Below are 25,983 nucleotides of genomic sequence, written 5' to 3'. Positions count from 1 at the left end.
GCCTCCTGTTTTTTAATTCTGATTGCCTCAAAAGACTGCTATAACCTTACAATATGCTGGAACGTAGCCACTTGCAAGTCATATTATTGTAAGCCGGGCGTCTGTTCCCTGAGCCGATTGATCACGCGTTGAAAATCCGAAGGTAAAGGGGCTTCAAAAACTAATTGCTTACCAGTTACTGGATGTCGAAAGCCTAACTTTTTAGCATGAAGAAATTGGCCAGAACCGGCAATCGTTTTGCGCGGTCCGTAGAGTGGGTCGCCTGCTAAAGGATGACCAATTGACTTCATGTGCACCCGAATCTGATGGGTGCGACCCGTTTCCAGCCAGCATGAGATCAACGTGTAGTTTAAATACCGTTCTATCACCTTAAAATGCGTCACGGCATGGCGCCCGTCTGCTACGATGGCCTGCCGCTTGCGATCCCTTGGTGAGCGACCAATCGGCGCATCAATGACACCAGTATCTTGCTTGATCACCCCGTGAACCAGAGCAATGTATTCCCGCAAATTAGTCTTGTCCTTGAGTTGTTTAGCCAAGGAGCGGTGGGCGTTATCGTTTTTGGCAACCATCAATAAACCCGAGGTGTCTTTATCGATTCGGTGCACGATGCCCGGTCGGTACGTGCCGTTGATGGTCGAAAGTGGTGAATGATAGAGTAATGCATTCACCAACGTATGGTCAGGGTGTCCCGGTGAAGGATGAACGACCATCCCAGCTGGCTTGTTGACCACAATCACGTCATCATCTTCGTAAACGATGTCCAACGGGATATTTTCGGGCTCTAAATCAAGGGCCACGGGATCAGGAATGGTGACTTCAATATGATCGCCTGGTTGCACCTGATACTTTGGCTTTTCCACCTTCTGATTGACCAATACGCGGTTTTCATCAATCGCTTGCTTAAGCTGTGACCGGCTTTCATCGGGCATCATATCGCTGAGAACCTTGTCCAAACGGCCAGATTGATTCGTAATGGTTAATTCTTCCGACCTAGGCATGTGGTCCACCCGCTTTGTCTTCCATAAATAGCACCACCATGATCCAGATGACGCCAACGGTTAAACAACTATCCGCAAAATTGAAGATGGGAAAATTGATGAAATCTAGCTGGAACATATCCACGACAAAACCATTAACGACCCGGTCGTAAAAATTTCCCAGCGTACCCGCAATCATGAATGCCAGCCCAATTTCATACGGCCAGCTGGTACGATAACGGATTAAAAACCAGACCATCACCGCGAGAGCAACCACTGAAATCACCAGAAAGAACCACTGCTGCCCAGCTAACATACTCCAGGCTGCCCCGTCATTGCGAATGTAAGTCAGGGAAAACACTCCTGGGATGACTGTGTGGGTCCCACCTAAGGCAATCGTTGCCACAACGAAGTGTTTGATCCATTGATCAATGAAGAATAGTAAGATGATAAATGCTGTAGTGAGCCCAATTAACACGTTCGCAACTTCCTTTGTGTTTAAGTTTGTCTGCCTAGCCGAAAATGGCAGCTGTTCATTTAAGTAACTTCCATTATATCAAAAAAGCGGCCGACAAACTAAAATGTTATCGATCCGCTTAAGTTAATTGTTAAAAGAGACCCGTAATTGTGCCATCTGCATCAATATCCATGTTTAAAGCCGCTGGATGTTTGGGTAATCCCGGCATGGTTAAGACGTTGCCGGTCATTGCAACGAGGAATCCAGCCCCTAATTTGGGAACGAATTCCCGAACATGGATGGTAAAGTTGGTTGGTGCACCAAGGGCTTTGGCGTTGTCGGATAATGAGTATTGCGTTTTAGCCATGCAAACTGGCAACTTATCCCAGCCGTACTTGGCATATTGCCGTAATTGCCGTTTAGCTTTAGGTTCCAGCACAACGTCTTTGCCGCCATAGATTTTTTGAACAATGGTGGTCATCTTAGCTACTACGTCGTCGTCCGGCTGATAGAGCGACTTAAAATGACTGGTTTGATCACTAGCATTAACCACGGCATCTGCCAGGTCTAATGCCCCACCACCGCCATTTGCCCAAACCGTCGTGTCATAAGCTGGGACGTGGAGTTCAGTCTTAATGTAGTCCAGTAACTGAGCAATCTCAGCATCCGTATCCGAAGTGAATCGGTTGACTGCCACGACTACGGGCACACCGTACTGTTGCATGCTGTCCACGTGACGTTTCAAGTTAACGGACCCAGCAGCTAGTGCGTCCAAGTTTTCAGTTTCAAGCTCATTCTTATTGACACCGCCGTTGTATTTCAAAGCACGAACGGTGGCGACGATCACAACTGCATCTGGAGTTTTACCTAGTACGGGCGTCTTGATATCCATAAACTTTTCGCCGCCAAGATCGGCACCAAAACCAGCTTCAGTAACCACATAATCAGCTAGCTTAAGGGCGGTTTGCGTTGCCAGAACTGAGTTGCAGCCGTGAGCGATGTTGGCAAAGGGACCACCGTGAATGATTGCCGGCGTGTGTTCCAAAGTTTGTACTAGATTAGGTTTAATGGCATCCTTCAACAATAAAGTAATGGCACCAGCGACTTTTAAGTCAGCTACTGTCACTGGTTCTTTATCGTAGGTGTAGCCAATCACGATGCGATTAATGCGCGTCTTTAAATCAGCCAGATCCTTGCTGAGACATAAAATCGCCATTAATTCACTTGCCACGGTGATATCAAAGCCATCCTGACGAGGCACACCTGAAGTTCTGCCACCGAGGCCAATAACAGTTTGGCGCAACGCCCGGTCGTTAATGTCTAAGACCCGTTTCCAGATCACCTGGCGAGGGTCAATATTAAGTTCATTACCTTGCTGAATATGATTATCGATGAGCGCTGCTAATGTATCGTGAGCTTCCGTGAGTGCGTGCATGTCACCAGTAAAATGGAGGTTAATGTCTTCCATGGGGATGACTTGAGCGTAACCGCCACCTGTGGCACCACCCTTCATGCCCATTACGGGGCCTAAGGAAGGTTCTCTTAACGCAATCGCCACTTTTTTACCCTGCCGCTTAAGTGCATCACCTAAACCAACTGTTACCGTTGATTTTCCTTCCCCAGCTGGCGTCGGGTTAATTGAAGTGACCAGGATGAGCTTAGAATTTTTAGTATCGCCTTGAACTGGCAATTTGATTTTTGCTTTGTCGGCGCCATAGGGTTCAATTTCATCAGCTGAAAGGCCTAATTGGGCGGCAATTTTTGTGATGGGTTCTTCCTTTGCAGCTTGTGAGATCTCAATATCGTTCAATTTTACAACCTCCGTTTTATTTCAGTGCTTGTTCCTTAGTTTCGCCAATAATATTATTCAGTTCAATGGTTGAATTGACAGGCATGATGAACTGATAAATTTTTCCGCCGTAAATGAAACCTAGTCGGTATTTTGACACGTTTAACTCTTGAACGTCCTTTAACCTGATTTTGACCCAATTATGATTGATGACTCGGCTGACCCGAATAATGCCGTTATCGAGATAGATATGACGATAGTGGATTTGTGCCCAAGTCAAAATGACAAACAGGGCCCCAAAACTATAGGCGATCCATTGAAATTTTGCCGAGACTTCTAGCCCGATGATCAGCGCCAGAAAAAGGATGCACAGCGTCCAGCTCCACAAAATGATGCTGCTTAACGGGGCCGGCTGATATAAAAATTTTCGTTTTTGATTTATGATAGAAATACCTCATTTCGAAAGGCTTGATTCCATGTATACATTATACACAGATGCAGCAACCAATAATGTGACCAACCACAGTGCTGCAGGCATCTTGATTGTTCACAATGGTGTCCAGCAGCAATTACGTGCGGGTTTACCAGATAGCGATAATCACCTTGCCGAATTCCACGCTGCATTGGCAGGCTTTGATGCGCTGCTACAATTAGTGAACGGAACGGCACAATCGCTTACTGTCCAGTATTTTACCGATTCTAAAATTGTTGCAGATAGCGTTGAAAAGCGCTATGCGAAACATTATCAAGAGTTGGTTGACCAATTACTAGCTAAACAAGCTCAATTTAACTTAGTGATCACACAATGGGTGCCGGAAAAACAGAACCAAGGCGCCCATCATCTCGCCCAGCAGGCCTTACATGAACATGATTAACTTAAATAAGTCGCTAGTGGTTTTTCGTAGTTTGACCAGTCAGGGGTTCCGCCATAAATGAGCGTTCCAGCTAGTAGCCGACCAATCAATGGTCCCGTTGTTAACCCAGAAGCACCCAGACCGCTAGCGACCAAGAGCTTCGGGTAGTTCTTTAGCCGACCAAAGAACGGTGCAAAATCGGGTGTGTAAGCTCGTGTGCCGACTTTAGTTCGGGTAATATTATCTTCAGTTAAATAGTCAGCAAACTGTTTGGCACTACTCAGTAAATCTTCGGTAGCCTCTGGTGTCGCTGTCAAATTAAAGCCAGCTTCATCATCGTGAGTCGCTCCCACAATGAGTTTGCCGTGCCCAAACGGAATAAAGTCTCGTTCACCCTCTGGCATAAGTACCGGCATGTTTTCTTGTGATTCATAAGCGGGCACTGACAATTCAATTAATTGCCCCTTTTGTGGACGCACTGCGACTTTGATCCCTAGGGGTGCAACCAAGTCGGTTAGCCAAGGACCGGCAGCGATAATGATGTCATCGAAGCGTTGTAAGCCGTTTGCTGCCACAATGTTGCCGCGGTTATCCAGAGAGACGCGTTGGTGCTTCACCGTTAAGTTGACTTGTTGAGCCTGTTCTAGTAATGACTCAACCAGGGCTTCACCGTCAATTCTGGCGCCACCACTAACGTAAACTCCCGGTTGCGGGTTGGTCAGCAGCGGCAGTCGCTCCTTGACATCGTTAGCGGAGAGTAACTCAATCTCGCCCATATCGGGGGCTTCTTCATGTCGCTCCTGAGCTAATACGTATAAATCGTGAAGGTCCTTTTCGTTGGTTCGGGTGATGATCGTTCCTGTTTGTTGATAAATATCAGTCGAAAGGTTTGCACGCCTGGCCAAGGTCATTAACGTGGTGGCGCCATCTTTAGCTAACTGATACCAACGCTGATTTCTTCTCTTTGACAGCCAGGGTGAAATGATTCCAGCTGCTGCCTTAGTTGCCTGACCAGCACCATCGTCAAATAAAGTGACATTGATCTGGTCGCCGCCAGGTAAACTACTGAGGTAATAAGCAGCACTGGCACCAACGATACCGCCGCCAATAATTGCAACTTTCTTATTCATTATGCTAACCACACTCCTGAATACAGTTTTGTTTCATAGCGTAATTCTAGCATACTATCGCTTTCAAGATTAGACTAGACTATCTTGAAAGTTTATTGAAAAAGTAATTTTTGACGCAAAAAATCCCCTTACGCTGACACACGTAAAGGGTTTTCTTGTCAAACAATAAATTTAATTATTTAAGTACTTTGAACCGGTCGTCATCAGCCATGAATTCCTTTTCGCCAGCTGGTGCTTCGATTGAACCGAAGTCCATTTCGGCGCGCAATTGCCAGCTATCAGGAATGTTGAAAGCTGCTTTTACTTCTTCATCAATCAGAGGATTGTAATGTTGCAGGTTGGCACCCAAGCCATTTTCAGCTAAAGCAGTCCAAACTGCAAATTGTGCATAGCCTTGACCTTGTTCTGCCCAGTCTTTGAAGTTATCTGCATAAAGCGCGAAGTCACTTTCAAAGCGGTGAACGATATCCATGTCGGTATAGAACATCACTGTCCCAAACGCTGACTTAAAGGCGTTGATTTTTTGGAGCGTCTTTTGGTAAGCTTCTTCAGTTGGTACTTCAGACTTTAGTCGCTTAGCAACAATGTCCCAAAGCTTTTCGTGGCTATCACCGAACAAAATTACGGCACGGGTAGTTTGGTTGTTGAATGAGGTTGGTGCCCACTTGATCGTTTCCTTGATCAAGCTAGCCAATTCATCTTCACTGGCGTTGACATTACGGCCTAGAGCGTAGATTGAGCGGCGTTGTTTTGCTAAGTTTAAAAGTTGTTCTTTCATGTGATAAAATCCTCCGATAGGTTTCATTAATTAATTTACAAAAATTAGTATAACAGCTTACTTTTTGTTAGTAAAGTATAATTTCACTTTTAGTTAATATATTTGTTTCAATTTGTTCTCGGCAGGGCTGCATGCTACACTTATAACCATTGAATGCCAATGAAGGACGTGACGTTATGCTTCATCAACGAGCTGGCCGTCAGCTGCTAAGTCAGTACGGCTACTTTTTAGTTTTATGGTTTGTTATACAAGTCTTTGTGAATGTACCAATTATTAATTTGAGTCGAGGGTGGACTCAGGAGTTACTGACGGATGGCGTTAAGATACTAATCTGGCTTGGGATTGGCCTATTCATGATCCATCGTACCAAAAAGAACCAGTTCGAAGTTGAACGGCCCTTCCAGGTGAATTTAAAGTTTAAACCGCTGTATATTACCCTTGCGGCAATTGTGATTTACATGCTGGTTTCAGCGTTTATTCAGCGACATAGTATTGGTATCGTCGCAACTTTTAATCCAACTATGCTGCTACAGGATTTTCTGGTTGTGGGAATTTGTGAAGAAACGGTCTTCCGCGGCTACTTGTTAAATCGGTTGCGGAAAATCGTTGACTCTGAGCAATCCGCCTTGATCATCCAAGCAATCTTGTTTGCGTTGGTTCATTTACCCAAATACCTTACGACTTACCCAGTACCTTCAGTATTGACGATTCTGGGTCAATTGGTCACGGTGGCGATTCTTGGCTACCTATTCGGCTGGCTCTTTCTTAGAAGCCGTTCCCTGTGGCCAGGAATTATTGTTCACTCGGTCTGGGATCTATTGATCGTGCTTTTGATTGGCGGTTAGATGCAACTGGCCGTTCATAACTGAAGAAACTGCCGATACGGTTGTCGGTTCCGTGAAAATGGCTAACATTTCCATGAAACTTTCAGCCGTATTTTTTTCGCTCAAATCAGCTAACGGTAGCCAAAAGATCCGGCCTTCGCTACTCTGTTTCAACTGGCCAGAAAAGTGGCTGGTCCGGTACAAAAACCCTATTTTACGGTATCCCGCTTGCTGATCGAACCATTCAACACAGCCACAAGCTTCAAGCTGGGTAATGTGCAGGCCGGTTTCTTCGAACACTTCCCTAATCATGGCATCGGCTACTGGCTCACCAGGTTCAACGTGACCACCAGGGAAGGTGTGACCAAATTTCCAGTCAACGTCCGTTTTATCCTCCACTAGCACTTGCTTGGTTGCTCTGTCATAAATCATACACATATTGACAAGTTCGACTCTTTCAGTGCGATTGACTCCCATGAAACCACCCCATTTACTTTGATGGTTCCATTATAAGGGAAGCAACTCATTCCCGTAAACGGGCAGTTTGTCCCTTAAACTCGTTGGCGTAAATTTTCATATCGCTTTGAGCTTTAGCAACATCATCACTCAAATCAACGGTATAATCAGCTTCTTCACCATGTTCACCGATGTCCAATCCAAGTGCTTCTTCATCGCGGTCAACCCGCATTGGCATCACAAGCTGAAGTGCCTTGATGAGGATAATGCCCATGATCGTCACAAACACAATGGTAATTGCCGTAGCTGCTAATTGCACGAGAAACAGGTGGGCACCACCACCGTAAAAGACACCGTTAGTTGTGACGAAGCTGTTAACTGATTTAGTGGCAAACAAACCAGTGGCAATACTGCCAATAATACCGCTGACACCATGACAGCCGAACGCGTCCAACGCATCATCAACACCGATTCGGTCCTTCAAGACGTTCACGAAGAAGTAGCTGCCGCAAGTGGCAATCAGACCGATCCAGAAGGAACCCGCAATCGTAACAAAACCAGCGCCAGGTGTAATACCAACTAAGCCACACAGCGTTCCTGTACAAACACCGACCAACGTTGGCTTACCCTTCACAAAAATATCCAGAAACATCCAAGCAACCATTGCCGTTGCGGTTGCCACCGTGGTCGTTATCGTCGCTTGAACCGCCACGTTATTAACACCAAGGGCTGACCCAGCGTTAAAACCGTACCAGCCGATCCAAAGAATCGTGGCACCAAGCAGTACCCAAGGTAAGTTGTAATGGGTGTGCGGAATGTCGCCAAACTTAATTCGCTTACCCAGGAAGGCTGATAGTACGAAAGCCGTGACCCCTGCGTTAATGTGAACAACCGTCCCACCCGCGAAATCTAGGGTACCAAGTTTTGCGAGGATGCCAGAAGGACTCCACACCATGTGCACCATTGGGTAGTAAATAAAAATTGACCAAACCACTAGGAAGGAAAGTAGAAATTTAAACCGGATTCGGCCAACGACCGCCCCAACGAATAATGCTGGTGTGATGATAGCAAACATCATTTGAAATAGTGAATACAAACTGGTTGGAATATGGGTGCTGGTCAGCGTGTTTAAGTTTAAACCACGCATAAACGGATGCGCCCAACTACCAAATAACCCACCATGATCGCCAACGAATGATAATGAGTATCCAATTAAGATCCATAAAATAATGGCTACACCAGTCATAATAAATACTGACAGCATCGTATTGACAACGTTGCGCTTTGATACCAAGCCACCATAGAAAAAGGCTAAACCTGGTGTCATGAACAAGACTAGAATACTGGATAGAATCATGAATGCAACGTTAGCAAGATTCATAAAATCACTTCTCTCTTTTATTATGTCATAAATTCTAACATGGTTTAAAACACTATTCCAGCGCTATTTATCAGATGTTACCTCAGAAAATCAAGAGGTTTACTTGTAAACGGCGTGGGTTCTATATGAGAAAGAGATTAAAATATTTTAAGGATTGTCGCAAACATGTTAGGTTTCGGTACATCACAATGGTGGAAATGGATTTAAGCGTAAAAAAAGGTGATATGACTAATTCTTAGATTAGTCGTATCACCTGTTTTTGCGCGAAGTTATTTATTTATGTGAGCGTTGTGCCCAATACTGGAAATAATCCGTTCTCAATGCACCGTTGTAAAGCTTACGGCGTTTAGTGGCCTTTTGACCATAGAACGTTTCAAATTCAAGATCGGCAGTCAAAATGTACTTGGACCAAGTTGTTAATGGTTTGAATACTTGTCCCATTTGTTCGTAGAGCTTACGAACGCTCTTTTGGTCACCCATTCGCTTACCATATGGTGGGTTGGCGATGATGACACCGTCTTCTTTGTCAGTCTTGAAGTCTTTAACCGCTACCTGCTTAAACGTAATATCGTGTAATACATCGGCACCATTCGCGTTTAACTTTGCAATATCAATCATAGAGCCATCAATATCGCAGCCAGTGATATCAACCACATCATCGTTTTGCTTGGTTTTGGCTTCTTCTTTCAGTTCGTTTGAAATCTTAAGATTGTCAGGGTGCCAGTTCTCACATGAGAAATGACGATTAAGACCTGGCGCAATGTTTCGAGCCATCAATGCTGCTTCGATTGGCAATGTACCAGAACCGCACATCGGGTCAACGAATGGCATATCGGTGTGCCAATTTGTCAGCATAATTAAGGCAGCCGCAAAGTTTTCCTTCAGCGGCGCTTCACCCTTTTCTTGACGGTAGCCTCGCTTGAATAAGCTATCACCAGTTGTATCCAACGTCAGGGTTGCCTCATCCTTATTTAAAGCTATTTCAAGGGTAAAAAGCGCTCCCGTTTCAGGAAAACGGGTTCTTCGGTGGTAAGCGCCAGCCATTTGATTAACAATTGCTTTTTTGGTGACGGCTTGGATATCAGGAACACTAAACAGTTTAGAATTTTTAGAACGACCATTCACAGGAAATTTGGCATCCATGGGCAGCCATTGATCCCAAGGCATCGCGGTAACCGTGTCGAAGATATCGTCAAAGGTAGTGGCCTTAAACGTGTTTAAAATAATTTTGATTCGATCTGCAGTTCGCAGCCAAATATTGGCCCGCAAAATATCGTGCATATCACCTTCGAAGTAGATTCGACCGTTGTCGACACGAACCTCATAACCAAGATCCCGTAATTCTTGACCTGCTAGTGCTTCCAAGCCGCTAGCGGTTGCTGCGTATAATTGAAATTTTTGTTCTGCCATGTTTTGCCTCTTTCTGTATGGTGAGTGGCCAGTTAAATGCATAAAAAAAGGTGAGAGTCACCTCTCACCAATCCTGAACTGTAAATCTCTGTAAGCCATGTTCCGTACTTTATTAGATGTCAGGGACAGTCTAATAAAGCGGTAATCATCTATCTCAAGAGTAAAAACTCTTCCCCCACATTTAGTTCATTTCCAGATGTGAAGCTCCCCTACCATAGTTTGGGTTGCCCGCTCGAGGGGTTTACCAACGTTCCACCGTACCCGTTTCCGAATACGTCATCGTCGCTGTGGCACTTTTCAGGGATATTAACGCATAGCCGAAACCTTAGCGCGTTTTCCCGCCGTAACTTCTTGCGAAGTCCCCCGGCTTATTTTTTCACCGAGCACGAACACTACAAGCATCTCAGCTTGTGCGAGCATGGACTTTCCTCAGCCGACATAAGCCGACCGCGATTACCCGAGATTTACAAGTTACTATCAAATTGTTAAAGACGGTGAGATGCGTTAGCACCACTGTCTACTTGAGAACCGAAGACGTGACGTTCCAAGTTAGAGAGACGCTTCAAAATATCCATGTTAGTCACGTTAGCTGCTGGCTGACTTGGTTGCGCCGTAGCGGTGCCACCAACGGATAATTGTTTCGTCAATTCATCAACTTTTGCACGCAGACGTTCGTTCTCGTCTTGGAGGTGCTGATTATCTTTTGTAAATGTTTCATAGTCCTTGATCACATTATCTAAAAAGCTATCAACGTCAGCAGGATCATAGCCCCGCATCTTCTGTCGAAATTCTTTTTGAAGGATGTCTTTAGGATTATAATTAATGGTTGCCATTTAAATACACCTCATCATTTATTCAACACCAACATTTAAGATGTTATCAAATTTTAGTTAGAATTGAAACCTTTATTTGAATTTTCTGCAAATTCATACGAAAATTCCTGCAATTGGTCGAAATCTATCATTTGTAACGGATAATCATGTTTATCCTGCCACTTCACAATTGCATTATAATCGTACCTCGATTTGCCTTCATTGTCTACATCGTACACTAAAATTGCGCCGTCAGTGTGACTCAGCATAAATTCTTGGTAATTTCTTAACTGTTGTGGTGAAGTATAGTCATGAGTACTGACACTTGCCTGAAAATCGACTTGTGAGAGTAAAGTTGCTAATTTGGCTTGATTATCCGGCTTCCACTGACTGCCAAAGTGCGTAAAGGGTGTCATCATGGCCACTTGCAACTCCGGATAGTCTTTTTTCAAATCAATGCCAACTTGCGCAGCCCACTGTTCAATTCCCATTTGCCCGCCAGTAATCACCCAAGTTGTCCCGTCATCGATTGCTTGAGTAATGAGCTTCTTTAAGGCGTACTGCAAAACTAAAAATTTAGGTTCTTTTTCCGAGAAAACGCCTAATTCATAGGCTCGATAGCCAGTTATCCAAACCCGTTGCATTCGTATCCCTCCTTTTTGTGGTATCATTTCAAGCATGAGTGTTGTGCGAAAACTAATTTCTTACATAATACTTAAGTTAATAGTTTCATATTCCAGTTTTTATTCGTGAAGCAACTTGGTATAATAACCGTAACTGGGTATGCACTTTTTTTCAACATTTTACTATAGAAAAGAGATGATCCAGCCAGTGACAATCCATTATCCTAATGGGGTAAAATTCCAACCACAGTCGGACAATCATTCAGGACACGTTAAACCCTCATTGATTAAGCATGGTGGCCGTGGTATGACATTAGAACAGGAAATTAACGAGAGCAATCAATACTATCTTAGTCATGATATTGCAGTTATCCATAAAAAACCGACTCCTGTTCAAATCGTCAAGGTAGATTATCCCAAGCGTAGTGCGGCAGTTATTCGGGAAGCCTATTTCCGACAAGCCTCTACTACTGATTATAACGGAGTTTATCGTGGCCGGTATATCGATTTTGATGCAAAGGAAACCAAGGAAACTACCCGGTTTCCACTGGATAATTTCCATCAGCATCAAGTTGAGCATATGCGTAGTTGTTTAAAACAGGGTGGCATTTGTTTTGGCTTGATCAAGTTTGTTACCCTAGATCAGCTATATTTATTGAAGGCAACTGATTTAATCACATACTGGGATGCACAGGAACAGGCAAAGGGCCGAAAATCGATTCCACTTGCCGTCTTTGAATCACGTGCCGTTCCAATTAAGTATTCACTCAACCCTACCATCGCTTACCTTGATGCGGTTGACCAAATCATTTAACGCCTTAACCAAAGGAGTCTATTTATGTCAAGTAATCAATCCAATCCTCAGACACGTTCAGAGTTGCGTTCTGAACGTGGTCGCGGTCCTAAGGGGCATCATACTTTATGGACAATCATCAAATGGTTGATTGTTCTGTTTCTAGCATTTATCTTATTAGGCGCAGTGGTGTTCTTTTACTACGCTCAAGGTGCCCCGAATATTTCACAATCAGCTTTGGAGAGTGATACGTCTACCAAAGTGTACGATTCGAATAACGATGTGATTTCAAGAGCTGGTGCGCAGAACCGTGATTACGTCAAATCCAAGAACATCCCTGCACAGTTAAAATCAGCAGTGGTTTCCATTGAAGATCGTCGGTTCTATAAAAACCATGGTGTTGATCCACTCCGTATCGTTAGTGCTGCCGTGCATAATGTCACGGGATCTTCGCTTGGCCTTCAGGGTGGTAGTACACTGACACAGCAACTGGTAAAACTGTCAGTCTTTTCTACAGCCAAGTCTGACCAAACCTTAAAACGGAAGGCGCAAGAAGCTTGGTTAGCTGTAAAGGTTGATCAAACCTACAGTAAACAGCAGATTCTGGAGTTCTACATCAATAAAGTTTACATGGGTAACGGCGTTTATGGGATGGAAACAGCGGCCAAATATTACTATGGCAAGTCCCTTTCAAAGTTAAATTTGCAGGAAATGGCAATGGTTGCTGGGATGCCTCAGAGCCCAACCAATTATGATCCTATTCACCATCCACAATACGCCAAGTATCGTCGGAATCAGGTGCTGGATGCCATGGTGTCCAACAAGCAGATCACGGCTGGTCAAGCAGCGGCCGCAAAAGCCACTAGTGTTCAAAGCGGCTTAGCGAAAACCCACCCCGTTAGCACAATTAACTTAACCAACCAAAAATACATTGATTCATATCTGAAACAAGTTTATGCCGAATTGAAGAGTGATGGGTACAATACCAATACGGATGGCTTGAGAGTCTACACCAACTTGAACATGTCAGCTCAAAAACACTTGTACAGTATTGCCAACAGCAACAATTACGTTGCCTATCCAAGCAGTAAATTTCAATTGGGTGCTACCATGGTTAATCCGAAAAACGGTAAAGTAGTTGCTATGCTGGGTGGTCGAAAGACTGGTAACGTCACTTTCGGTCTAAACCGGGCCGTTCAGACTGATCGTTCCAGTGGTTCGACAGCTAAGCCAATCGCTGATTATGGTCCAGCAATCCAATATTTGAAGTACCCTACCTATCAACCCGTTCAAGATACCCAGTATTATTACCCAGGTTCAACTCGAGAACTGAATGATTTTGATAATCGGCATGAAGGAACGATCACCATGCGTAAAGCCTTGGTTGAATCCCGGAACATCCCGGCAGTGAGAACTTTGGATGCTGTTGGCATTAACCGTGCGACGAACTTCCTTGGTAAGCTGGGAATGACGTTCAACGACAAGCTGACCTTGCAAAACGGGATTGGCCTCTACATTTCTACCGAACAAGAAGCCGCCGCATATGCAGCCTTCGCTAACGGTGGGACTTACTACAAGCCTCATATGCTTAACCGAGTTGTGACGGCTGATGGTAAATCGCATTCTTATGGCGTCAAAGGGACCCGAGCGATGTCGCCGGCTACCGCGTTTATGATTACTGATATGTTGAAGGGCGTCATGACTAGTTCGAACGGGTCTGGTACTGCTGCCAATATTTCCGGCCTGTACCAAGCTGGTAAAACCGGAACAACGGCTTATCCTGATAATTACGCTTCACAGGTACCAGCTGATGCAGCCATGGATTCTTGGTTTACTGGCTATACCAAGAATTATTCACTTTCCGTTTGGACTGGATATGATAAACAGTTCCAGACGGGTCATTACATCCCTGAGGCACAAACCAGGATTGCCCAAGAGATTTACCGTTCAGAAATGAGTTATGTCCAACAGAATGCAAGCAACACTGACTGGACTGCCCCATCGGACGTTGTTGCTACCCGTCGAAACGGAACGACTGAGTACTATGTTGCTGGTTATCCAGGTGATGCTTCTACCGCTACGAATGATGGTACTAGCAGCAACACCAATACCAATGACACAACTGGCAATAATCAGGCCAATACCAATACTTCATCGAGAACTTCTAGTTCTAGCGAGAGTTCATCCACTTCTACTGAACAACGTCCTACTGGTGGTAATGGTGGCAGTGGCAACGGTAATGACACCAAGGATACCAATTCAGCATCAACGGAAAGCACGCCTAATACAAATGCTGATTCTGGCAAAACTAATTCCAATGCATCAAAGAATGCGAACAGCTAAATCGCTTCAAGTCTAAATAAAAATGCTTGATATCTATTGTGATATCGAGCATTTTTTTGTGGTCTTCTGCTTAGGCTTACTGCTTTGGCTTTTCACCAATTTTGAAGATGGGAATATCTGGTAAGTTGTTTTGCTTTTTAAGGCTCTTATTAGTGCTTGTAGGTGCCTGATTTTGTTGACGGTGCTCTCGTTCTTGCTGAACCTGTTCAGGAGTCGTCAGGTGCTTTTTTTGCCAGCTAAGAAGGATCCGATCCATGTACTTTAAGTTATAAACCTGATTGAGGACAGCCTCCTTTAGTGCCAATCGAATGACCCCCACTTGGTAGTGGTCTTTATCCAACCACTGAGAAATCATTTCCAGTTCAATTGGCGATAACGGTCTACCGAATTCAGTTTCAATCTGATTAAAGATGGTCTCGCGATCGTTATTTACCTGGCTAGTGACAGTCTCAGTCTGTAGTTTTTTGACATACTGTGCCAGTTTTTCGTATAGGAGCGTAAAATCATAGGAATCTCGCGCGAGTTGGCCGGGCTGTTGTACCGTATCAATTTGCATCAATCGCTTCCCAATCATGGTGTGTAACTCCTGAAAGATTTGATTATCAGTTAGACCAACAGACTTCGCAATCGTCTCAGTCTGTGGAAAGCTGATGCCGCGGTCGTTATAACTTTTAATTTGCAAATAGATTAAGAATTCGGTATTGCTCATGCCAAGCTCACGATAGTGTTCCAGCAATAACGTGGCAACGTTCGTCTGCCCTGACTTAATCAAGGCATTTGAAAATGCATCCATAGCGTCTCCTCCAATCCTTTTAATTTACTTTCAAGATGAAGAAACTTCCCCATCTTGCCGTCATTCAATCAGGCTCTGGAGAAGTTTTGGTTTCAACAAGTGAGTTTATGGATAAATCCGGTTAAGCAGACGTGGGAATGGAATAGCTTCCCGAACGTGATCTTCACCTGTGATCCACGTAATGGCTCTTTCCAGGCCAAGACCGAATCCTGAGTGAGGCACACTGCCGTACTTTCGAAGATCTAAATACCAACTGTATTCTTTAGGATCTAAACCAGATTTCACGATTTGATTGTAAAGGTAGTCATAATCGGTGGCCCGTTCAGAACCGCCAATAATTTCGCCATAACCTTCAGGTGCTAGTAAATCAGCACAGATTACAACGTCCTTACGCGTTGGGTGTTCCAACATGTAGAAAGCTTTGATGGCTTTTGGATAATTCAAAACAAAGACTGGTTGCTTGAACTGATCCGCCAAGAAGGTCTCTTCTGGAGAGCCAAAATCAACGCCCCAGTCAACGTCAAAACCGTTTTGTTTCAGCATTTCTACCGCTTCATCATAACTAATTCGCGGATATGGCAGCTGAGTATACTGTTTCAGCGTATCAATGTCACGTCCTAAAACATCCAGTGCATCCTTACAGTGATCAATCACATTTTGAACTAAGAAAGCAATGTACTGCTCCTGAATTTCCAAGCTTTGTTCCTGATGCATGAATGCCATCTCAGGTTCAATCATCCAAAACTCGATTAAATGACGGCGGGTCTTGGATTTTTCAGCCCGGAAAGTTGGTCCAAACGAAAAGACCTTATCAAACGCCATGGCGCCGGCTTCTTCGTATAATTGACCAGATTGTGATAAATAGGCATCCCGGTCGAAGTATTCCGTATGGAACAGATCAGTCGTACCTTCAGGCGCACTACCAGTTAAGATAGGTGCGTCAATTTTAGTGAACCCTTCTTTATTGAAGAACTCATAAGTCGCACGGATGACTTCGTTACGAATGACCATAGTTGCATGAGGACGGGATGAACGTAACCATAAATGCCGATGGTCCATCAAAAAATCAACCCCGTGATCCTTTGGTGTAATGGGGTAATCTTCACTTTCACCGATGACCTCGATGTCTTCTACCGCAATCTCGTAGCCAAATTTAGACCGGCTATCTTCATGAATCACACCAGTAATCCACATACTCGTTTCTTGCCGAAGCTCTTTTGCAAGTTCAAAAACTTCTTCGGAAACGTTATTTTTTAGGACAACTCCTTGGAAAAAGGCAGTCCCATCTCGTAATTGTAAGAAAGTAATTTTCCCGCTGGAACGTTTATTAGTCAGCCACACACCAATTTTGACTTTTTCGTCAACGTGGTCTTTTGCGTTAATGATGTTAATCTGTTGCACGATGTAACCTCCAATGAATAATTAGTTTTTAAATTGTACCATGAAAGCTTTGATTCTAGCCATAGCTGTTTTGAGCGATTCAAGATCCGTTGCGTAACTGATCCGGACGTGATTGGCCACACCAAATGCTGACCCATCAACTAATGCCACGTGGGCTTCAGTCAATAGTCGGCTAACGAGTTCTCCTGCGGTGGCAATGCCACTCAACTTTAGCGCATCACTCACGTCTGGGAACAAATAGAAAGCCCCTTGTGGCTTGATTTGCAGTTTGAATCCAGGGATATCATTCAAAAGCGGATAAATAGTGTTCAACCGGTCTTCGAACGCTTTACGCATCACTTCAGTTTGACTTTGATCACCCGTAAAGGCCTCCAGCAATGCATACTGGCTTACTGCGGTTGGATTACCGGTAGCATGGGACAGAAACGCTGAAATTTTGCTAATTAACTGATCATCCGCAACGACGTAACCCATCCGCCAGCCGGTCATTGAGTAGGTTTTACTCCCACCAGAAATAATAATGATCCGAGGGTCTAAATGGTCGCTTAATTGAGCGATAGAGGTAAAGCCAGCCCCGTTATAAACCAATTGACCATAAATGTCATCCGTAATCACCATGATGTCGTGTTTTTTAGTCCAGTCGTTAAGCGCGGTCAAATCTGACTGATCATAGATCACACCAGTTGGGTTTTCGGGACTATTCAACACGAAAGCGACTGTTTTGTCAGTCAGCTTACTTTCTAAATCGGCCGGAGTTGCTTTAAAGCTGTCACCAACGGGCACAGCAACGGGCACGCCACCCGCTAACTTGATTTGTTCAGAGTAGCTGACCCAATAGGGTTCTGGCAGCAAAACTTCATCACCGGGATCAAGAATGGTTTGAAAAGCACTAAACAATGCCATTTTAGCACCAGTCGTAATCGCGACATTTTGCGCGGTCAATCCTTGCAAATGATAATCGCTGGCTGTTCGGTCAGCAACGGCTGTCCGGAGTTGTGGAATTCCTGCCGCCGGTGTGTAAAAGCTAGCCTTACCAGCTTTTATGGCATTGATTGCGGCCTCTTCAATGTTCTTAGGCGTTTCAAAATCTGGTTCACCAATGCCCAGATTGATAACATCAATACCCGAAGCAATCATCTTTTTGGCTTGAGCAGATACTTTCATGGTCGCAGATGGCTGAAGCTGTTGTGCACGCTGTGAAATCTTCAAAAGATTGACCTCCCTGAATAACTAGATATTTTCGATGGCCTGTAGAACACGACCTGATTTAAAGTTTAACGTTTCGTAACATAGCTGTCCCTTTTGATTCATGTAGCTAATCACCCAAGCGGGTTTGCCGTTAAACACGCTGAGCGCTGCAGACAATACCTTTTTGGGATTGTGTTTTGACCAAATTCGGCTAAGCGCTTGGTTGCGAGTTAAGCCATTGCTTTGCTGCAAAACTCTCACGTTGCCACCCTTTTGAGGAACAATGATGTACACGGATTGGTTTTGATTGTTCTTACCAGCAACCGTGTAATAGGTCTGGTTAAGATTGGTCCAGTAAAAGCCATTGGTCGTTTTCAAACCGGCATACTTTTTTGCGATTTGAACTGATTGTGCTTTGGCTTTTGTCACCGGGGATGTTGCATGGTGAATGCCACCAAAAATGACAAGCAGCAAAACCACAACAATGCCAAGTATGGTGAGCCAAACGCGGTTACTGAGCCCTCGCCTGCTTGCATGTTCCCTTCTCATTTGTTTTAAAACGCCTTCTTTCAGTTTGCACTGCCAATAATTATATCAAAATGTCAGTCAACATGGCCGATACTTTTGTGTTTTTTAAAAAATTTAGTCATATCACCGAGCAATTCTGGTACAGTGCCAGTCATGATCGGCAAGGAAGCGGGTAAAGTTTTCAGCATTGTTTGACCGTAGTGCCGCGTGACTAACCGACTATCCAGGACAATGACCGCCCCATAGTCTTGCCGAGTCCTGATTAACCGGCCCACTCCCTGTCGAAGTCGCAAGGTTGCTTTCGGTAACGAGAGGTTATAAAACGGGTTTTTGCCCTTGGCTTTCATGCGTTCATATTGGACCTTAGTTTCTAATTGCTCTGGTGAGTCAAAAGGCAACCGGGCAATCACTAGCAGCTGCAGTTTATCCTGGGGAAGATCAATGCCTTCCCAAAAACTGGCAGCACCAAGTAAAACAGCATTATCTTCGTCCATGAACCGCTTGATCAATTTTTGTTTTGAACCCGAAATTCCTTGCGCTAAAATCAAGCGTTCTTTAGGGTGGATTGCATGAGTCAACTTATCATAAACTGACTCGATGGTTGCTAACGAATTGAAGAGAACCAATGTTGGTCGATTCGTTTTGACCAGTGCCTTGATCAGGGTTTGTGAAACGTATTGGTTGTACGTTTCTTCATCTTTAATATCCGGCGCATCATTACTAATGTACATTTTGGCCTGAGTTTCAAAGTTGAAATCGGATTTAAGCCGCCGCATTTTAACGGTACTACGATCCAAGTCCAACTGATCGTAAAGGTATTGAGAACGATTGGAAGAAAAGAGTGTTGCCCCAGTAAATGTCGGTGCTTGAAAATGCGAGTAGATCTGCTGAGATAAAAAGCCTTCAACGGTCATCAGATTTGAGGCCACCATGATATGACTGAGATCATTGCTGACCGTCAACCAGTAAAGGTAACTGCCTTTGCCGTCATCTTCCCGCTGTGGCGCCTGACGAATGGCTGACAATGTGTTCCAAGCATCCGTTAACGCGTTAACAGCGTGACTAAATCGCATGAATAATTCTTCGTCGCTTTTGAGCCACCGATTAGACTGCTGATAAAATGAATCGGTGATTTTGGCCAGCTGGTCTTGAAACTTAGCTACGAGAATATCGAGCTGTTCGAATAAGCCTTCACGCTGTTTGAGAAAGCCCACCCAGTCAGTCTCAGAAATCACGATTTCCTTGTATGGCTTCGTGAATTTGCCACCAAATTGTGGTTTGAAATGGTTGGTTAAATAATCACCGAGCGCGTGGAGTTGCCGACTAAATTCAATCAGCCAACGATAAAACGCATTCAGCTCGCTGTTAAGAGTCAATCCCTCCGTTGCAGCGGTTAAACCATACTCATTCTCCGAATCTAACAATTCCATTAACCGGCGATTGGTTGATAATGATACTTGGAAGTCAAATTTTTGCCGCTGAGTTTTTAAGGCATAATCTGCTAAGTGTTGGGCTTCATCCACTACCAAGTATGGCTGATGGAAGTTGTAGCCTAACAAATCCGCGTGCTGAATCAAAAACGCATGGTTGACGATGATGAAGCGAGTATAGTTTAAGCGCTTATAGAGTCGTCTCAGAAAATCGTCATCATAGAACGGGTCAGTATCGGATAGATCCGTCATGCCATGATGGTAGACACTGTCTAAATACGGCGGTTCGTTTTTAAAGTGCAGCTCGTCAAGATCGCCAGTTATCGTTTGCGTCAACCAAACTAGGAGCCTGAGTTTAATGAGTTGGGTCTGTTTTGAATGATCTGCCTGACTCAAAGAGACCTTAAAACGTGACAGATCCAGGTAGTGCGCATTACCCTTGACCACTTCAGCGTGCGTTTCAAAGGGTAACATGCGTTCTAGCAATGGCATGGTTTGGTTGACCAGCTGGTTTTGAAGCAGCACCGTGTCAGTTGCAATCACCACTTGTTTATCAAACTTTTGTGCCAGGTAAGCCATTGGCAAAGCGTAGCCCAAGGTTTTCCCCGTCCCCGTTGGCGCTTCGACAATCAGTGGTTGATTGGCCGTTTCCGTGTCGGTGTACTGGCGGTAAACGAGGTTCATCATTTTGGCCTGGTCAGCGCGCCATTCGAAATTTTTGGGGAATCGTTTTAATTTGTTCTTCTTTGTTCGCGGATATGTATACTCGCGATCGTCGCTAGCCGTTAATACCGGTGTTTTGCGTAGAGCCAGACCATGAGAAACGTACAAATAATCGGGCAGACTGCCCGGATTTTTGCGAACTTCTGCCAAACCCCATTTAAATACCTCAGCGGTGTTTTGCGGTAAATCAGCATCCTCGGCTACTATCTGCTGCAGCGTCACAATTGGCAGTGCGAGCATTCGCTTAAAGAGGACAATCAGTAATTCACCGGTGACCAACGCGTCATCGTTAGCGGTGTGGGGATGATCGTGTTCAATATCAAGGTACTGGGTCAGATCGTGCAGCCGGTAACTGGGTACCGTGGGCAGCAATATCTGACTTAAAGTCACCGTATCAATGGCTTGAATGTCCAGATGGGGATAGCCCACCCGTTCTAGTTCAGCATTGACAAATGGAAAGTCAAAGTTAACATTATGTGCCACAAAGACCGTATCCGACAGCAAACTGTAGATAGTTCCGGCTACATCATCAAACAGTGGCGCCCGTTTGACCTGAGCTTCGGAGATGCCAGTAAGTGCCTGGATAGATTGTGGAATTGAAGTTTGTGGATTGACGTCGGTATTGAAATGGTTAATGATTTTACCATTTTGCACCAGCACGCATCCAAATTGAATCATGCGGTTGCCTTCAGCAACGTTGGTGCCAGTCGTTTCAATATCAACGACGGCATAAATTGTATTTGCATCCATTAATTTCACCAAATTCTCTATTATCTTTCTCCGTATATCATACTACACTTGGTTCGTAGGCGGAAGCAGACCTTTATAGAAGAGACAATTAACTGGCTGTCCGAATAATAAATTGACGCAAAGAAACATAAATTCCAAGTCAGGGGTCAGATATTTGCGTCATTCAATCTTAACAAAGGATTAAATTTATATGATTTGTCGAGTTGCTGACCCGCTGTATCTTGTAACAGTGGCCTATTTGTCGTATGATACCATGTGTTTGTAATCTTTCGAATGATAATATTCATGTTAATTGAGGGGAGCAATTTTGTTGAACACACCGGCTAGTGGCAGTAGTCACGCAAAAATTATATTAATCGGTGAGCACAGTGTGGTTTATCATCAGCCCGCCATCGCGCTGCCATTGCCTGCCGTGCGGGAAAGTGTGACGCTGACGCTGCGTTCGGATAACGTTCAGCAATTGATCAGCCGATATTACACAGGTGCCAGGCATGACGGCCCCCAACAATTACAAGGTATCAATCAGCTGGTTGACGAGCTGTTAGTGCGCTTTAACGCTGCTGACGCTGGGTTTGACCTGACAATTAACAGTCACCTTCCTGCTGAACGCGGTATGGGATCTTCAGCCGCTACCGCAGTGGCCATTATTCGGGCACTTTACCGTTTCTTCGACCAACCGTTGTCACACGAACAACTGCTAGTGGATGCTAATATTTCAGAAAAAATCATTCATGGTAATCCCAGTGGTATTGATGTGGCAACCGCCAGCGCAGAAAATCCAATCTGGTTTATGGCTGGCACTCAGCCCGTTAGCATTCCCTTCCACCTTCATGGGTACTTGGTAATAGCCGATAGCGGCATCCATGGTCAAACGGGCAAGGCTGTCAGAGCAGTTGCTCAGCTTCGTGAAACTGATCCGTTTTTAGCGGATCAGGCCATTAAAGGTCTTGGCCGATTGGCCTACACTGCCAAATCAGCACTTGCTAATGATCGCCTGGCTGACTTGGGCAAGGTCTTTGATCAATCTCAAGTCTTTTTGCAGCGACTGGGTGTCAGTCATGTTCGTTTAGATGAAATGATTGGCATTGCCAAGCAAAATGGTGCTTTGGGAGCGAAGTTAACTGGCGGTGGCATGGGTGGCTGCATGATTTGTTTGGCAGCGAATGAAGCCACGGCAACTCAAATCCGTTTAGCTCTAGCCAAATCCGGTGTGGCGCAAACCTGGCTTCAACCCTTAAAAAGTGAGGAACATTAATCATGGTCATTGCAGATCATCCAATTACAGCCAAGGCACATACTAATATTGCCTTGGTCAAATACTGGGGTAAGTTAGATAATCAATTGATCATTCCACAAAATGACAGTTTGTCGCTTACCCTAGACGAATTTTATACACAAACGACCGTTCAATTTCTACCGGAATTATCGGCGGATGAAGTTATTTTCGATAATGAACGCTTATCAGAAAGTGCTAGCAAGCGCGTACGAACATTTTTGGATCACGTTCGGCAGCTAGCTGGAATCAACTTTCACGCCAGGGTAATAACCAAGAATTTTGTGCCCACCGCTGCAGGTTTAGCTTCTTCTGCTTCTGGCTTTGCTGCCTTAGCAGGTGCTGCAAGTCGCGCGGCTGGACTGAATTTAAACCGTCGTGACCTATCAAGGCTAGCTCGCCGTGGATCCGGCTCCGCAACCCGTTCCATTTTTGGTGGTTTTGCAGCTTGGCAACAAGGTCAAGATGATGCCACTTCTTATGCGTATCCTATCGATGAACAACCCACTTGGGATATCGCGGTTGTGGCATTGGTGTTGAACGCAAAGCAAAAGAAAATTTCCAGTCGCGTTGGCATGCGGCTAGCCGTTGAAACCAGTCCCTTTTATTCAGCGTGGATCAAGGCTAGCCAAGCGGATTTTGAGACGGTTAAAACGGCCATTCAAAATGAGGATTTTGAATTACTTGGCCATACTTCTGAACAAAATGCCATGCGGATGCACGCCCTGACCTTGAGTTCGGACCCAAATTTCACCTATTTCAATGCCGATAGTATTCAAGCAATGAATATGGTTAAAGAGTTACGTTTGCAAGGGATATCCTGTTACTTTACAATGGATGCTGGACCGAACGTTAAAATTATCTGCCAAGGTGCTGATGCAGAGCGTATCCGTTGCTATTTTCAGTCATCATTTGGTCAAGATCAAGTACTCGTTACCCGATCAGGAACGGGCATTTCAATTTCAAATTAATAATTGTATTAGTACTATTAGCGGTGTTTTTTTAACCTGCTAATGAAAGGACATGATGTTTTGATTTCCGTGAAAGCCCCAGGCAAACTTTATATTGCAGGTGAGTACGCTGTCGTTGAGACCGGCTTCCCTGCGATCATCGTTGCATTGGATCAATTTGTAACGGTGACAATTCAATCCGCCGACCAAATTGGCAGTATCGTTTCCAGTCAGTACCAAGAAAATTCGATCTATTGGCGCCGTGAAGATGGTGAAATGGTTTTCGATAATCGGGATAACCCTTTCCACTATATTCTGTCTGCCATCAAGGTGACTGAAGATTACGCCAAAACTGTGGGCAAGGAACTTGGCATTTACCACCTCACCGTTGAAAGTGATCTTGATAGCAAGGACGGCCGAAAGTATGGCTTAGGTTCATCAGCAGCCGTCACCGTTGCCACGATTAAAGCACTTTGCAAGTTCTATGATTTACCAGTTAACCACGATAAATTATTTAAATTAGCTGCAATTGCCCATTTCCACGTTCAAGGCAACGGCTCACTAGGTGATATTGCCGCCAGTGTTTATGGTGGCTGGATTGCCTACCGTTCCTTTGATCGCGACTGGCTCAAGTTAGCAGAAAAAAACTACAATTTTGCCGAGATGTTATCAATGGATTGGCCTGGTTTGGACATTGAATTACTAACCCCGCCTAGGAATTTGAAATTATTAGTTGGTTGGACGGGTTCACCAGCTTCCACCTCTCATTTGGTTGACCGAGTAGCCCTAAATAAGGCCAAGCGTCAGCAAGCCTATCTGGATTTTCTAGCAAATAGTAAAGCCTGTCTGAAACGGATGATTGCTGGGTTTCGGAATCAAGATCTGCATGCCATTCAAGCAGAAATTGCAATCAACCGTAAACTGTTAAACGAATTAGATCAATTTACTCACGCGCACATCGAAACGCCGCTGCTAACAAAATTGTGTGACATTGCTGAAGAATTTGGCGGTATTGCCAAAACCTCTGGCGCTGGTGGCGGAGATTGCGGCATCGCCATTATTGATTCTCGTAAGCAGTTAAAAGATTTAGTGTCAAAATGGGCGTCTAACCAAATTATTCCCTTAAGTTTCAACGTTCACCACGTAGAGGAGTGACGACATGACTTCACAGCAATCCCATCGCAAAGATGAACACGTCTCACTGGCTGAAAAATTCCACCGGCCTGCTGAATTCAGTAGTTTTGATCAGGTCCGGATACTTCATCAGAGTTTACCTGAGTTAGCATTATCGGATATTGATACGACAACGCTGTTTGAACAACGGCGGATTGACTACCCTATTTTGATTGAAGCCATGACTGGTGGTAGTGAGCGAACTGGCAAATTGAATGCACAACTGGCGCAGTTAGCGGCCACCGCCCATTTACCAATGGCTGTTGGTTCACAAAGTGTTGCCTTGAAGGAACCCGCTTTGAGCAGTACGTTCACGGTTGTACGAAATTATAACCACGACGGAATGGTTATTGCTAACCTTGGTGCCGGTCACAGTGTTGATGATGCCCGGGCTGTTGTGGAAATGGTCTCAGCAGACGCTTTACAAGTTCATATCAATGTGGCGCAGGAACTGATCATGCCTGAAGGCGACCGGGAATTTTATTGGTTGGATCAGTTAGCGGCCATCGTTGCAAAACTTAACGTCCCTGTGATTGTAAAAGAAGTCGGCTTCGGTATGACAGCCAAAACGGTTCAAAAGTTAATGGCGATTGGCGTTACTGCTGTGGACTTAAGTGGCCGTGGCGGCACCAGTTTTGCTCAAATTGAGAATTTCCGGCGTCCCGAAAAAGAAATGACCTACCTGAACGACTGGGGTCTAACCACTACTGAATCACTGTTGGAAATGCGTAAGCTGTCAACTCGACCATTAATCATCGCTAGCGGTGGCATTAAAACACCACTGGATGCTATAAAAGCTTTAGCATTAGGTGCCGATATTGCTGGCATGGCTGGCGAAGTGTTGCATCATCTGATTGCCACCGACTACAACGCCACTGAACAATGGCTGATTCACTGGCTTCAAGATTTTAAACGGCTCATGTTACTAACGGGTAGCAAAACCGTTAGGGACCTGCGAAAACAATCCATGGTCTTCTCACCGGAGCTAGAGTCGTTTGCTCGGCAAAGGTTTATTTCATTAGAATAATTTAATTTAGCTGAAACCTAATTTACAACTTAGATTCCGGCCATATAACACTAAATGGCGCCATCCCGATAAAAACATTGGGATGGCGCCATTAAGTGTTATATTCTGGAACATACT

General features: G+C 44.7%; 24 protein-coding genes and 1 other RNA gene. 8 read left to right on the top strand and 17 right to left on the bottom strand.

What is annotated here, in order from left to right; all coding sequences use genetic code 11:
- Positions 1–83: 83 nt before the first annotated feature.
- From HC026_RS02375 to HC026_RS02360, 4 genes are all read right to left on the bottom strand, one after another.
- Entirely contained in the window at positions 84–1,001 is a 918-nt protein-coding gene (locus HC026_RS02375; protein WP_168924380.1) for an RluA family pseudouridine synthase, read from the bottom strand.
- Positions 994–1,452 carry a signal peptidase II gene (gene lspA, locus HC026_RS02370; RefSeq protein WP_408640971.1) on the bottom strand — a complete coding sequence of 153 codons (459 nt, stop codon included), beginning with the start codon at positions 1,450–1,452 and terminating at the stop codon, positions 994–996. The genes HC026_RS02375 and lspA overlap by 8 nt, the downstream gene beginning before the upstream one ends.
- A gap of 136 nt (positions 1,453–1,588) precedes the next feature.
- A complete protein-coding gene (locus HC026_RS02365; protein WP_168924378.1) occupies positions 1,589–3,247 on the bottom strand; it encodes a formate--tetrahydrofolate ligase in 1,659 nt (552 codons plus the stop codon).
- 16 nt (positions 3,248–3,263) lie between these two features.
- Positions 3,264–3,668, bottom strand: a complete 405-nt coding sequence (locus tag HC026_RS02360; RefSeq protein WP_332871170.1) for an EbsA family protein — start codon at positions 3,666–3,668, stop codon at positions 3,264–3,266.
- 34 nt (positions 3,669–3,702) lie between these two features.
- Here HC026_RS02360 and HC026_RS02355 point away from each other — a divergent pair, with 34 nt between their 5' ends.
- Complete coding sequence (locus HC026_RS02355; RefSeq protein ID WP_168924377.1) at positions 3,703–4,101, top strand: ribonuclease HI family protein; 399 nt, start codon at positions 3,703–3,705, stop codon at positions 4,099–4,101.
- On the opposite strand, the gene HC026_RS02350 is transcribed toward HC026_RS02355, so the two are convergent.
- Positions 4,098–5,210, bottom strand: a complete 1,113-nt coding sequence (locus HC026_RS02350; RefSeq protein WP_168924376.1) for an NAD(P)/FAD-dependent oxidoreductase — start codon at positions 5,208–5,210, stop codon at positions 4,098–4,100. The two genes, HC026_RS02355 and HC026_RS02350, sit on opposite strands and share 4 nt — an antisense overlap.
- A 175-nt stretch (positions 5,211–5,385) precedes the next feature.
- Positions 5,386–5,988 carry a nitroreductase family protein gene (locus tag HC026_RS02345; protein ID WP_168924375.1) on the bottom strand — a complete coding sequence of 201 codons (603 nt, stop codon included), beginning with the start codon at positions 5,986–5,988 and terminating at the stop codon, positions 5,386–5,388.
- Positions 5,989–6,164: 176 nt separating this feature from the next.
- Here HC026_RS02345 and HC026_RS02340 point away from each other — a divergent pair, with 176 nt between their 5' ends.
- Complete coding sequence (locus HC026_RS02340) at positions 6,165–6,833, top strand: CPBP family intramembrane glutamic endopeptidase (protein ID WP_168924374.1); 669 nt, start codon at positions 6,165–6,167, stop codon at positions 6,831–6,833.
- Here the strand turns inward: HC026_RS02340 and HC026_RS02335 are convergent.
- From HC026_RS02335 to HC026_RS02310, 6 genes are all read right to left on the bottom strand, one after another.
- Complete coding sequence (locus HC026_RS02335; protein WP_168924373.1) at positions 6,804–7,289, bottom strand: 8-oxo-dGTP diphosphatase; 486 nt, start codon at positions 7,287–7,289, stop codon at positions 6,804–6,806. The two genes, HC026_RS02340 and HC026_RS02335, sit on opposite strands and share 30 nt — an antisense overlap.
- 46 nt (positions 7,290–7,335) lie before the next feature.
- On the bottom strand, positions 7,336–8,649 hold the full coding sequence (locus HC026_RS02330; RefSeq protein ID WP_168924372.1) for an ammonium transporter: 1,314 nt from the start codon (positions 8,647–8,649) through the stop codon (positions 7,336–7,338).
- 273 nt (positions 8,650–8,922) lie between these two features.
- Positions 8,923–10,059: a THUMP domain-containing class I SAM-dependent RNA methyltransferase gene (locus HC026_RS02325; protein ID WP_168924371.1), complete on the bottom strand. Its 1,137-nt coding sequence runs from the start codon at positions 10,057–10,059 to the stop codon at positions 8,923–8,925.
- Positions 10,060–10,145: 86 nt separating this feature from the next.
- An RNA gene (gene rnpB / locus HC026_RS02320) (RNase P RNA component class B) lies at positions 10,146–10,524 on the bottom strand.
- A 20-nt stretch (positions 10,525–10,544) separates the two neighbouring features.
- Positions 10,545–10,892, bottom strand: coding sequence for a cell division regulator GpsB (gene gpsB / locus HC026_RS02315; protein WP_168924370.1), 348 nt, complete (start codon positions 10,890–10,892; stop codon positions 10,545–10,547).
- 53 nt (positions 10,893–10,945) lie between these two features.
- Positions 10,946–11,515 (bottom strand): DUF1273 domain-containing protein, encoded by a 570-nt coding sequence (locus HC026_RS02310; RefSeq protein ID WP_168924369.1) that lies wholly within the window; start codon positions 11,513–11,515, stop codon positions 10,946–10,948.
- A 187-nt stretch (positions 11,516–11,702) separates the two neighbouring features.
- Here HC026_RS02310 and recU point away from each other — a divergent pair, with 187 nt between their 5' ends.
- Together recU and HC026_RS02300 are read left to right on the top strand one after the other, a co-directional pair.
- Positions 11,703–12,308 carry a Holliday junction resolvase RecU gene (gene recU / locus HC026_RS02305; RefSeq protein ID WP_240890965.1) on the top strand — a complete coding sequence of 202 codons (606 nt, stop codon included), beginning with the start codon at positions 11,703–11,705 and terminating at the stop codon, positions 12,306–12,308.
- 24 nt (positions 12,309–12,332) lie between these two features.
- Positions 12,333–14,630: a transglycosylase domain-containing protein gene (locus tag HC026_RS02300; RefSeq protein WP_168924367.1), complete on the top strand. Its 2,298-nt coding sequence runs from the start codon at positions 12,333–12,335 to the stop codon at positions 14,628–14,630.
- Positions 14,631–14,706: 76 nt separating this feature from the next.
- Here the strand turns inward: HC026_RS02300 and HC026_RS02295 are convergent, their stop codons facing one another.
- From HC026_RS02295 to HC026_RS02275, 5 genes are all read right to left on the bottom strand, one after another.
- Positions 14,707–15,423, bottom strand: a complete 717-nt coding sequence (locus HC026_RS02295; protein ID WP_168924366.1) for a DnaD domain protein — start codon at positions 15,421–15,423, stop codon at positions 14,707–14,709.
- A 105-nt stretch (positions 15,424–15,528) separates the two neighbouring features.
- Positions 15,529–16,824 (bottom strand): asparagine--tRNA ligase, encoded by a 1,296-nt coding sequence (asnS, locus tag HC026_RS02290; protein ID WP_168924365.1) that lies wholly within the window; start codon positions 16,822–16,824, stop codon positions 15,529–15,531.
- Between the two features lie 21 nt (positions 16,825–16,845).
- Positions 16,846–18,033, bottom strand: a complete 1,188-nt coding sequence (locus HC026_RS02285; RefSeq protein WP_168924364.1) for a pyridoxal phosphate-dependent aminotransferase — start codon at positions 18,031–18,033, stop codon at positions 16,846–16,848.
- 21 nt (positions 18,034–18,054) lie between these two features.
- Positions 18,055–18,561, bottom strand: a complete 507-nt coding sequence (locus HC026_RS02280) for a cell wall elongation regulator TseB-like domain-containing protein (protein WP_168924363.1) — start codon at positions 18,559–18,561, stop codon at positions 18,055–18,057.
- 53 nt (positions 18,562–18,614) lie between these two features.
- Complete coding sequence (locus HC026_RS02275; RefSeq protein WP_168924362.1) at positions 18,615–21,443, bottom strand: helicase C-terminal domain-containing protein; 2,829 nt, start codon at positions 21,441–21,443, stop codon at positions 18,615–18,617.
- A gap of 307 nt (positions 21,444–21,750) precedes the next feature.
- Here HC026_RS02275 and mvk point away from each other — a divergent pair, with 307 nt between their 5' ends.
- From mvk to fni, 4 genes are read left to right on the top strand one after another with little or no spacing between them, the layout of a single operon-like run.
- On the top strand, positions 21,751–22,698 hold the full coding sequence (gene mvk, locus HC026_RS02270) for a mevalonate kinase (protein WP_232843568.1): 948 nt from the start codon (positions 21,751–21,753) through the stop codon (positions 22,696–22,698).
- A 2-nt stretch (positions 22,699–22,700) separates the two neighbouring features.
- Positions 22,701–23,687, top strand: coding sequence for a diphosphomevalonate decarboxylase (gene mvaD, locus HC026_RS02265; RefSeq protein WP_211089377.1), 987 nt, complete (start codon positions 22,701–22,703; stop codon positions 23,685–23,687).
- Between the two features lie 60 nt (positions 23,688–23,747).
- Positions 23,748–24,821, top strand: a complete 1,074-nt coding sequence (locus HC026_RS02260; RefSeq protein ID WP_168924361.1) for a phosphomevalonate kinase — start codon at positions 23,748–23,750, stop codon at positions 24,819–24,821.
- A gap of 4 nt (positions 24,822–24,825) precedes the next feature.
- Positions 24,826–25,866, top strand: coding sequence for a type 2 isopentenyl-diphosphate Delta-isomerase (gene fni / locus HC026_RS02255; RefSeq protein WP_168924360.1), 1,041 nt, complete (start codon positions 24,826–24,828; stop codon positions 25,864–25,866).
- Positions 25,867–25,983: the final 117 nt, after the last annotated feature.

This window comes from Secundilactobacillus angelensis (assembly GCF_012641075.1).
Classification (GTDB): domain Bacteria; phylum Bacillota; class Bacilli; order Lactobacillales; family Lactobacillaceae; genus Secundilactobacillus; species Secundilactobacillus angelensis.
Note: the sequence above shows the minus strand (reverse complement) of the source record. Positions and strands in the feature narration are given on the sequence as shown.